Source organism: Micromonospora sp. KC723, from assembly GCF_004348595.1.
In the GTDB taxonomy this organism is placed as follows: Bacteria; Actinomycetota; Actinomycetes; order Mycobacteriales; family Micromonosporaceae; genus Micromonospora.
Map to the genome: position 1 here is coordinate 1 of NZ_SMKD01000176.1, position 9,546 is coordinate 9,546.

Consider the following 9,546-nt stretch of genomic DNA (forward strand, 5'->3'; position numbering starts at 1 on the left):
GCTGCCGCCCCCGCCATCCCCGGCCGAACCCGCCGCCGCCGGACTGTTCTGTCATCGCACGTCTCCGATCCGCTGGGTGGCCGCCGGGGGCCGCAGTGAGCTGGGGGCGTCCAGGCCGGCCTCCGGGTCCACGCCGACACCGAGCCGGTCGACGAGTTCGCCGCCGAGCCAGGCGCTGATGCCGAGCAGGGCCACCGCGACCACCTCGATCGCGATCAGCGCGCCGCCGGCCGTCCGGGACTCGGCGCTGAGCCGGACCGCCCAGACGGCGGCGAAGAGCAGGACCACCGCGACGTTCGCGGCGGCGTGGGTGAGCGCCACCCGCTTGGCGCGGGTGCCGGCCGGGATGGCGAGCAGGTCGACCGTCCCGGCCGCCGCGGCCAGCAGGCCACCGACGAGGCCGACGGTGATGTTCCAGTACGCCGCCTCGCCCAGGAAGTCGGGACCACCGACCGCGTCGACGATGTCGAAGAGAGCGCCGGTGACCAGGAGAGCCAGCGGGAACATCACCAGCATCGGGTGCACGGGGTGGCCGAGCACCTTCAGTCGGCTCTCCATGGTGGGCCTCCACTGCTCGCGTCCGGACGCTGATGGGCGGTACCCCCGGCCCGGGTGGGCAAACCTCGCCCTGGCCAGCGCCACCTACGCTGACGGACTGCGGCCGGTGGCACCCGAGGCGCCATCGAGGTCAACGGACGGGGAAGTCAGACGTGACGGTGGAGATCACCTCAACGGAGGAACTGCGCGAGCTGGTGGGGGCGCCGATACCCCGGGTGGTGGCGAAGGAACGCGTGGTGCCGCACGAAGGGGACCGGCCGTGGCTCGCGGCCTCCCCGTTCTGCCTGGTCGCCACGGCCGGGGCGGACGGTAGCTGCGACGTCTCCCCGAAGGGCGACCCGGCCGGCTTCGTCAAGGTGCTGGACGAGGTCACGCTGGCGATCCCCAGCGGCTTCCGTCGGGGCGGGCGGCGATCGGCTGCGCCGGCCAGAACGGCCACTCCTCGAACGAGGCGCAGCGCCCGTCCTCCGCGAAGCGCATGATCCACAGGTCGCGGTACTCCTGGTCGACCGGGTTCCCGTACCGGACCTCCACCCGCGCCACGGCGGTGTCCCCCTCGACCGCGACGATCTCGCTGGTCATCCGGAACACCTCGTCGGAGCCCTCGCGCTCGTCCTCCCACATCCGGGACAGGGCCGGCAGTCCGATGACCGGCGGCCGGTAGGGCCCCTGCCGGTAGCTCACCCCGTCGGTGAAGATCGCGGCGAGCGCCGCCGTCCCCGGCGTCCGCCACGCCCGCTCGTACGCCGCGATCCAGCCAGCCACCTGCTTCCTGTCCACGATGTCCAGCCTGCCACCCGGTCGGCCGCCCCGACGACGAACCGGCACGGCCGCGATCGGCCGTGGGTTCGACCGCACGTCGACGGCAGGCCCTCACCGTCGGGCGGTGCGCGCCGCCGGGCAGTCCAGTTCACTCCTCAGGTGGCCGATCTCGGCGGCAAGCTGACGCCCGGTGGCGTTCTGTGGAGGCGTCGCGCGGTAGGTGTCGTCGAGCCTCACCACGAGGTCACACAGGCTCCGCTCGGAGGTCCGGGCGACGGAGTTGGCGTACACCATGGAGGAGATGGCGACGGCCGCCGCGAACAGGAGCGACGCGAACACGACCTGCCACGCCCGGGACGGCAGGCGCCAGGGTTCCGTCGTCATCTCACTCACCCGTTCCGCAGAGCGGCGGCGATGGCGACGGCGGCGACGGCGAGTCCTGCGGCCGAGACGGCGATGGCAAGTTGGTCGTACCGCTGCCGCCATTGCCGCGCAGCGACAGCAGCCCGACGCCCGCCGGGATCCCGAGGATCGCCACATACGTCCCCAGGAGAACGGCGTTTGCCTGACCGGGCGGCACGATCGCCGTCTGGTGAACTATCCCGCCGAGGCCCACGAAGATGCAGCCGCCATCGAGAATGATCCTGATTGCTCGTTCTGCTCTCACTGCGCACAGGTCCTAACCCTTTCGTCACCTCCTGGCCGTCGCGGCCGAGTGGGCGAAGCACCAGTTGGCTGGTCGAGGTTGATCCGCCTGGAGGCCCACACGTCCCGCTGATGCCAGCGGTGCCGCGGGTGCGCCTGCTCAGGCGACGCACTGCGCCGGGCGTACCTCCACGGTAGCGATACAGAGGACAAAAGCCCAGGTCAGAGCGCTATCTGCAAACTGCGGACACAGCTCAGCGATCTTGTCGCACCTGGCGGCCCGCCGTTTCGCGCCACCCGCGGCACCCAACAGGGCATCACCGATGGCAGCAACCTGGCTTGTTTGTGGTGCCATCGTCGTGCCACCATGGCACCATGGACTTGACCTCGTATGTGAGCAACCTCGGACGTGAGTTCGCCACACTTGCCGAGACCGGCGGCGAGGAAACGCGTGCGCTGGTCGAGCGCCTGACCGGGTCGCTCGAGTCCGCAATCCGGCTGACGCTGCTGGAGGTGCTGTCGACCGCCGCCGACGAGATCACCCGGGAACTGGCTCCGGGTTCGGTGGAGCTACGCCTGCGCGGACGCGATCCAAACTTCGTCGTGACCCCGCCACCGGCCGAGCCGCTCGGGCTCGCGACCAAGGACGCTGCGGTGACGGTCGACGACGCGCGGAACAGCGATCTGCCGATCGCCGAGGACGGCCCCGCCGCGCGGATCAACGTACGCCTGCCCGAGCAGCTCAAGGCCGCGATCGAGGAGGCCGCGGCCAAGGAGGGGCGCTCGGTCAACGCCTGGCTGGTCCGGGCGGCCGCCGCCGCCGTGCAGCGGTCCGACCGCGACCGGCGTCCCGAGCCACGCGGCAGCGAGAAGCGGGCCCACCAGCACTTCACCGGTTGGGTGCGCTAGCCGCACCACAACGCTCTTCTCACACCACGTCCCCGGCCTGCGGGGATGGCCCACCTATCGGAGATGCGGGGACAACCATGCCCAGTTACGAGACGCCCGAACCGATTTCCGTCACGCTCGAACTCGGCGCCGGCGACGTGCGGATCACCGCGAGCGACCGGACCGACACCGTCGTCGAGGTCCGCCCGAGCGACGAGTCCGACGAGTCCGACGTGAGAGCCGCCCAGCAGGTCCGCGTCGACTACACCAACGGCACGCTCCGGGTGACCGGTCCGAAGTCGCGGGTTTACGACTCCCCCCGCAGGACCAGATCGGTTGACGTGTCCATCGAACTGCCCAGCGGTTCCCAGGTGTCCACCCAGATGCAGGTGGGCGACATACGCTGCGCCGGCCGGCTCGGACAGTGCAGGCTCAAGACCTCCGCCGGGAACGTCTGGCTCGAACGAACCGGCCCGCTGCGCCTGGACACGTCGGCCGGTCACGTCACCGCCCAGAGTGTCACGGGCAACGCCGAGATCTCCACCGACTCCGGCAGGATCCAGATCGGCGAGGTCGAGGGCACCGCGGAGGTCAAGAACTCCAACGGCAACACCACGATCGGCGCGGTCACCGGCGAGGCGCGGGTACGCGCGGCCAACGGCAGCATCCACATCGAACGGGCCGGCGCCGGCGTCGACGCGAAGACGTCCAACGGCAGCATCCACCTCGGCGAGGTGGTCCGCGGCTCGGTCACCCTCGGCACCGCCATGGGCGACCTGGAGATCGGCATCGCCGACGGCACCGCCGCCTGGCTGGAGGTGCACACCGGATTCGGACACGTACGCAACCAGTTGGAGCGCGCCACTCGGCCCGACGACGCCGACGAGACCGTCGAGGTGCGCGGCCGCACCTCCTACGGCGACATCACCATCCACCGCTCCTGACGCACTTCCGGCTTCGGAGAAAGGGAACCATGACCAGCAAGCAACTGGTTCGCCGAGAACCAGCCGTTCACGCCGATCATCGAAACCCTGCGTGCCCTGCTGATGGACGAGCCGACCGGGCACCACCTCCCCGCCGCGTCCGCGAGGGCTGCGGCGAGAAGGTGGTGACCTGCGCAGGCAGGCCTGCGTCAGGGCAGCGCAGACCCCGGTGCGGTGACCCACGCGGGCCGGCCGGCGTTCCTGCCGGGCCGGCCCGGGCAGAGCCCTTCCCGGACAACGGCATCGATGGCGTCGGCGATCGGGTCGGGCGCTCCGGGCGGGTTGTAGAAGCTCATATTGGCGGCCACCGTGATCTGACGGGCCCCGTCGGCGCTGTGCAGCGAGATGGTGCTGTATCCGAAGCCGAGTCCGTCATGACCCCAGGCGGGGCCGCAGGGCAGTGGACGGGTCCAGATACCCAACCCGTAGGAGCCCTTCTCAGGGTGCGCCGGGTCACGCGGGACGACAGTCCGGAGCTGGGCCAGTTCGGCCGGGCGGAGCAGGCGGCCGGTCAGCAGTGCCCGGTAGAAGCGGTTGATGTCGGTCGGTGTGGACACCAGCTCACCGGCGAGCCACAGCCAGGACATGTTGTACTCGCTGAAGTCGCGCAGGATTCCCTCGCCCCACGGGATGTACGCCTCTGAGTGAGGCCCGACGATCTTGGTGGCGTGGCCCGGAAGGTAGGTGCCGGACAGGCCCAGCGGCTGGATGATCCGCCGGTTGATCTCGTACGCGGCCGGCCGGCCGGTCACCTGCTCCAGGATCAGGCCCGCCAGGATGTAGTTGGTGTTGGAGTAGGACCAGCCGGTTCCGGGGGCGCCGGTTCGTGGCTGCGCCAAGCCCATCCGCGCCAGATCCCGCGGCTGGAAGGTGGTGTACCGCCGCGCCTCGATGTCCTCGCCGCTGCGGAACAGGACCGGCACGTAGTCACCCAACCCGCTGGTGTGGTTGAGCAGCATCCGTACCGTGACGCCGGGCACGGGGAACTCGGGCAGGTAGCGGCCGAGCGGGGCGTCGAGCGCCAGCCTGCCCTCGCCGACCAGTTGGAGCAGCGCCGTCGCGACGAGCGTCTTGGTGATGCTGCCAACCCGGTGTCGCATGTGCGGGCGGACCGGACGCCCGGTGTCCACGTCAGCCACGCCGCTCGCGGCGGTGGTGGTGTGCCGGCCGTTCCGCAGCTCGGCGAAGACGCCGGGCATCCCGGCCGCGGTGACCGCATCGAGCCCGACGCGCAGGCCGCGGTCGGGGCGAACGCCGGCCGCCGGGGCGCCAGTTGTGGCGAGCAGGACCGCGGTGAGAGCCACGGCCAGTGATGCTCGCCAGGTCCTCGGGTACGTCTGGAACCAGAACCAGCGCATAGGGGACATGCCTCCTTCGACGAGGTGACGACCCTGCCGCCGCTCGGGGACCGATGTTCGGCACCCGTGAGGGGCGGCTCGGCCTTTCACGTGGCCTTCAGATGCGGTACGCCTACGACGGCCGGATCTGCTGCGTCCGGACCCGACGGGTTCGGGACCGGTGGACGCAGCGCGACGGCGCCCGCGCCCGCCCACCTCGTGCGGAGCCCTCGGTACGCCGACCGACCACAGGGTGTCGGATTTGAGACACTCACCGTGGCAGCGAATCCCGCCGGCCCCGGCGTTACCGGCCAGGAGGTGTCCATGCGCGCCGATGCGGAGACCGGGGCGGAGGAGTTCGCCCGCACGCGGCTGGAGTCGCTACGACGGTTCGCGTACCTGATCTGCGGCAGCCTGGCCGAGGCCGACGATCTGGCGCAGATCGCGGTCGTCGAGGTGTGGCGACGCTGGGCGGCCGCGGCGGCCAACCCTGAGGCGTATGCCCGTCGCGTCATCGTCACACGCAACGTGAGTCGGTGGCGGCGTTGGCGGCGGGAGGTGCCGGTCGACGCGGCAACCGTCGAGCGGGACGATCCCGCGCGAACCCGCGTGAGCGAACCCGCGCTGTGGCAGGCCCTGCAGACGCTACGCAAGCCTGAGCGGACCGTGATCGTGCTGCACGTGCTCTACGCGTACACCTTCGCCGAGATCGCCGCGATGTCCGACGAGCCGGTGGGGACCGTCTCCAGTCGGTACGCCCGCTCCCGGCTGGCCTTGAGCCGATACCTGAAGAGCCAGGCGGACGAGGACCCCGACGCGGCCTGGATTGCGAGGTGGGCAGTGTGAACGAGCATGACCGGCTCACCCGTCGCCTTGCGGCGATGCTCTCCGAGGCGCAGGACGCCGTCCCGCCGGCGACCGACGTCATGACTGCGTTCCGGCGCCGCTACGCCCAGGCCCGGCGACGGCGTGTCCGGACGCTGGCCGTGGCGTGCGCCGTCATGGTGGTGGCGGCCACCGTCCTCATCGGCGCGACGTGGGCCCCGGGGTCACGCCGGCCAGCAGATTTGGCGGGACCGGTCCGCGGGGACGGCCAGATTCAGGTGTGGACCCTGCGCTCACAGTCGAGGGTTTCCGCCCTGCGGGCGTGCGCCGCCGATTTCAGCCGGAGCGCGGACATCGAGGTCGACATCGCGTCCTACCCCAACCAGCGGTACCAGCAGCAGTTGCGGGAAGCGCTGACGTCGACCGACCCGCCCGACATCTTCTTCCACTGGGGTGGCGGCGGTATGAAGGAGATGGTCCGGGCGAAGCAGGTGCTGGATCTGACCGAGGCACTGCGTGCGCGTCCACAGGTCGCCAACGCGTTCGCGCCGGAGGTCCTCACCGCCGGTCGGGTGGACGGCCGGCAGTACGGGCTGCCGGCGAGCGGGGTGGAGCCCATCATGCTGTTCTACAACAGGCGGGTCTTTGCCCAGGCTGATCTGCGACCGCCCGAGACGTACGCCGACCTGCTCGCTCTGGTGGACGCGTTCAAGGCCAGGGGGACCGACCCCCTCGCGCTGGCCGGCGCCGACGGGTGGTCCGAACTGATGTACCTGATGTACCTGGTGGACCGGATCGGTGGCCCGCGACCCTTCGCCGACATCGCGGCGGGCCGGCCCGGCGCCTGGTCGCACCCGGCCGTGCTGCAGGCGGCGCGGATGGCGCGGGAGCTGGTCGAACGGGGCGCGTTCGGCCGTGACTTCACCACGCTGCGCTACGACGACGGGGGCAGCTCGGGCCGGCTGGCGTCCGGGCAGGCCGCGATGCAGCTCATGGGCAGCTGGGAGTACGCCCTGCAACTGACCCTCGATCCGGACTTCGTCCGGGACGGCGATCTCGGGTGGGTACCGTTCCCCGCCGTGCCCGGCGGCGCCGGAGACCCCACCAACGTGGTGGGGGCCCCGGGCAGCTACTTCTCCGTCTCGTCCGCGAGCCTTGATGCCGAACAGGCGGTGGACGTCCTGTTCTCGCTGTTGACCTGCAATCGGTACGTAGACGCGCTGCTGCACGCCGGCGAGGTGCCGGCCGTGACCGACGTGGCGGCGCGAGCGGCCGGAACACCGCACGCGGAGTTCATCCGGTCGACGCACCGCCTGGTGGCCGTTGCGCCGTCCTCCACGTTGGCCTGGGACCAGGCGTTGAGCCCGACCGCCGGTGCCGCGCTCAACGCCAACCTGCGTCGGCTGTTCGCCCTCGAGTTCACCGCCGAGCAGTTCGCGGCAGCCATGAGCGAGGTCCGCTGACGGCTGGCAGGGAAGAGGTGGGGGTGCTCCGCTCCTGGCTCTTCACGGGCACTACAACGCTGGACGTGTAGGCGGGGCTGTGCCGGTGACGACCCGGACGCGGTCGCCAACCGGGTGGACGAGGCGGTCGCGGCGCGGAATGCGGACTGGCACCGTCGGCGGCAGCGTGGTGGACCTCGGAAAACGGCGAAGCCCAGGCCGTTGACCTGGGCTTTCTCACCGAGCCGCCTGACGGAATCGAACCGTCGACCTACGCATTACGAGTGCGTCGCTCTAGCCGACTGAGCTAAGGCGGCAACGATCAGCAAGTGTACGCCACCATCCGCGGGCCGGCCGAGGGGGTTCCCCACCGCGATTCGGACATCAGGCGGTTCCGTGACAGCGGTGCCGTAGGACCCGGACTACGCTGCGGCGGGTGACGGACGACGCAGGAAGCCACCCCGAAGCCGTGCACCCCGAGGATGCTCCTGGTGAGCGGGCCGCCCGGCGGCCGCGCAGCACCGATCCCGTAGAGCTGGGTTTCACCCCCCGCGGGCCGGTGCCGTGGCTCGCGCCGTTCCTGCTGATCAGCACCGGCATCCGTACGCTACTGGCGATGTTGTTCGGGGCGTACCTGGACAAACGGGAGTTGCAGAACGCCCTGGACGCGCGGATCAGCAGGCAGGTGGGGCCGGACGGCGGGCTGTGGCTGGACTACGTGGCGGACCTGGGTGACGGCTTCAACGCCACCTACTCGGTGGCGTACCTGCTGGCGCAGCCGGAGCTGACGGTGGACGGGCACCGGCTGCCCCGGGCGCAGATGCTGGTGATGGGGGGCGACCAGGTCTACCCCTCGGCGGCCTACGAGGCGTACGAGGACCGCTGCAAGGGGCCCTACCAGGCGGCGCTACCGGCGGCCCCACCGGAGCGACCGACGCTGTTCGCCGTCCCCGGCAACCATGACTGGTACGACGGCCTGACGGCCTTCCTGCGGATCTTCGCCCGTTCCCGGGACCGCCACTTCGGCGGGTGGGGCACCGGCCAGTCCCGCTCGTACTTCGCGGTCGAACTGCCGGCAGACTGGTGGCTGCTCGGCCTCGACGACCAGTCCGGGTCGTACCTGGACGATCCGCAGCTCGCCTACTTCGACGAGGTGGCCCGGAGGCTGGGACCGACCAGCCGGGTGATCCTGGCGGTGCCGGCGCCGACCTGGGTCAAGGCCGTCGACCATCCCACGGCGTACGACTCGATCGACTACTTCATCCGTACGATCATCGCCCCGACGGGCGCACACGTGCGGCTGCTGATCTCGGGCGACCTGCACCACTACGCCCGGTACGCCGGCCCGGACCGGCAGCTCGTCACCTGCGGCGGGGGCGGCGCCTACCTCTATCCCACGCACAAACTCCCCGAGCGGATCGAGGTGCCGCCGAAGGACACCCTGTCCCGGCGGGCCAGCCGCACCCGGTCGTACGAGCTGGCCGGCCGTTACCCGGACGCCGCGCGCTCCCGCCGGTACGGCTGGGGGATCTTCTCCCGGCTGCCGATGCGCAACCCCGGCTTCACCGCCCTGCTCGGCACCCTGCACACCCTGTTGATGCTCGCCATGGCCGGGGTGGCGACGAATCGGACGGGCACCACCGAGCAGCGGCTGTTCAGCGTTCCGCTGGTGATCATGCTGGGGGTGACGTTGCTCGGCGCGACGTTCTTCGCGAAGCCGCCCACCGCCGGCGGGAAACGCTACCTGCGGCACTGGCTCCTGGGTGCCGGGCACGGCCTGGCCCATGTGGGACTGGCTGTCGCCGGCACGTGGATCTGGCTGGCCCTGCCGTTCTACCACTGGCCGTGGCCGCTGCCCGTGGCCGCCGCGACGGTCGTCTACGGCCCGGTGATCGGGCTGGTCTCCAGTCAGGTGGTGGCGGGCTACCTGCTCGTGGCGGGCGGTTTCGGGGTGAACCTCAACGAGCTCTTCGCCGGCCAGGGGATCGAGGACGCCAAGTGCTTCCTGCGTATGCGCATCGCCCCGGACGGCACCCTGACCATCTACCCGGTCGCCGTCGACCGGGTGGCCCGCGACTGGCATCTCAACCCCGACCAGTCCCCCGC

General features: G+C 71.0%; 10 protein-coding genes, 1 tRNA gene and 1 pseudogene. 6 read left to right on the forward strand and 6 right to left on the reverse strand.

The window, feature by feature from the left end; genetic code table 11:
- Positions 1–51 precede the first annotated feature (51 nt).
- Positions 52–558 carry a DUF2231 domain-containing protein gene (locus E1165_RS25845; protein WP_132394336.1) on the reverse strand — a complete coding sequence of 169 codons (507 nt, stop codon included), beginning with the start codon at positions 556–558 and terminating at the stop codon, positions 52–54.
- A gap of 152 nt (positions 559–710) precedes the next feature.
- Between E1165_RS25845 and E1165_RS25850 the strand changes: the two are divergent.
- Positions 711–1,037 (forward strand): annotated as a pseudogene (locus E1165_RS25850) (pyridoxamine 5'-phosphate oxidase family protein); the annotation flags it as partial.
- Here the strand turns inward: E1165_RS25850 and E1165_RS25855 are convergent.
- The 3 genes from E1165_RS25855 to E1165_RS25865 all read right to left on the reverse strand — a co-directional run bounded on the left by E1165_RS25855 (position 928) and on the right by E1165_RS25865 (position 1,987).
- Positions 928–1,338, reverse strand: coding sequence for a nuclear transport factor 2 family protein (locus E1165_RS25855; RefSeq protein ID WP_132394338.1), 411 nt, complete (start codon positions 1,336–1,338; stop codon positions 928–930). The pseudogene E1165_RS25850 and the gene E1165_RS25855 overlap by 110 nt on opposite strands.
- 93 nt (positions 1,339–1,431) lie before the next feature.
- On the reverse strand, positions 1,432–1,704 hold the full coding sequence (locus E1165_RS25860) for a hypothetical protein (protein WP_132394339.1): 273 nt from the start codon (positions 1,702–1,704) through the stop codon (positions 1,432–1,434).
- A gap of 1 nt (position 1,705) precedes the next feature.
- Positions 1,706–1,987, reverse strand: a complete 282-nt coding sequence (locus E1165_RS25865) for a hypothetical protein (RefSeq protein WP_132394340.1) — start codon at positions 1,985–1,987, stop codon at positions 1,706–1,708.
- 353 nt (positions 1,988–2,340) lie between these two features.
- Here E1165_RS25865 and E1165_RS25870 point away from each other — a divergent pair, with 353 nt between their 5' ends.
- Positions 2,341–2,874 carry a YlcI/YnfO family protein gene (locus E1165_RS25870; protein WP_132394341.1) on the forward strand — a complete coding sequence of 178 codons (534 nt, stop codon included), beginning with the start codon at positions 2,341–2,343 and terminating at the stop codon, positions 2,872–2,874.
- A 77-nt stretch (positions 2,875–2,951) separates the two neighbouring features.
- Positions 2,952–3,797 carry a DUF4097 family beta strand repeat-containing protein gene (locus tag E1165_RS25875; protein WP_132394342.1) on the forward strand — a complete coding sequence of 282 codons (846 nt, stop codon included), beginning with the start codon at positions 2,952–2,954 and terminating at the stop codon, positions 3,795–3,797.
- A gap of 188 nt (positions 3,798–3,985) precedes the next feature.
- Here E1165_RS25875 and E1165_RS25885 read toward each other — a convergent pair whose 3' ends face one another.
- Positions 3,986–5,194 (reverse strand): serine hydrolase, encoded by a 1,209-nt coding sequence (locus E1165_RS25885; protein ID WP_132394343.1) that lies wholly within the window; start codon positions 5,192–5,194, stop codon positions 3,986–3,988.
- Positions 5,195–5,497: 303 nt separating this feature from the next.
- Between E1165_RS25885 and E1165_RS25890 the strand changes: the two genes are divergently transcribed.
- Both E1165_RS25890 and E1165_RS25895 read left to right on the forward strand, forming a co-directional pair.
- Positions 5,498–6,019: an RNA polymerase sigma factor gene (locus E1165_RS25890; protein ID WP_132394344.1), complete on the forward strand. Its 522-nt coding sequence runs from the start codon at positions 5,498–5,500 to the stop codon at positions 6,017–6,019.
- Entirely contained in the window at positions 6,016–7,461 is a 1,446-nt protein-coding gene (locus E1165_RS25895) for an ABC transporter substrate-binding protein (RefSeq protein WP_132394345.1), read from the forward strand. The genes E1165_RS25890 and E1165_RS25895 overlap by 4 nt, the downstream gene beginning before the upstream one ends.
- A gap of 222 nt (positions 7,462–7,683) precedes the next feature.
- Here the strand turns inward: E1165_RS25895 and E1165_RS25900 are convergent.
- A tRNA-Thr gene (locus E1165_RS25900) sits at positions 7,684–7,757 on the reverse strand.
- Positions 7,758–7,867: 110 nt separating this feature from the next.
- On the opposite strand from E1165_RS25900, the gene E1165_RS25905 reads away from it, so the two are divergent.
- The coding region (locus tag E1165_RS25905; protein WP_371687399.1) for a metallophosphoesterase at positions 7,868–9,546 on the forward strand (1,679 nt) is incomplete at its 3' end.

Bases quoted from the DNA above. Each gene is read 5' to 3' on its own strand.
- E1165_RS25845 (WP_132394336.1), bottom strand. From the start codon at position 558: ATGGAGAGCCGACTGAAGGTGCTCGGCCACCCCGTGCACCCGATGCTG.
- E1165_RS25860 (WP_132394339.1), bottom strand. From the start codon at position 1,704: ATGACGACGGAACCCTGGCGCCTGCCGTCCCGGGCGTGGCAGGTCGTG.
- E1165_RS25870 (WP_132394341.1), top strand. From the start codon at position 2,341: ATGGACTTGACCTCGTATGTGAGCAACCTCGGACGTGAGTTCGCCACA.
- E1165_RS25875 (WP_132394342.1), top strand. From the start codon at position 2,952: ATGCCCAGTTACGAGACGCCCGAACCGATTTCCGTCACGCTCGAACTC.
- E1165_RS25885 (WP_132394343.1), bottom strand. From the start codon at position 5,194: ATGCGCTGGTTCTGGTTCCAGACGTACCCGAGGACCTGGCGAGCATCA.
- E1165_RS25890 (WP_132394344.1), top strand. From the start codon at position 5,498: ATGCGCGCCGATGCGGAGACCGGGGCGGAGGAGTTCGCCCGCACGCGG.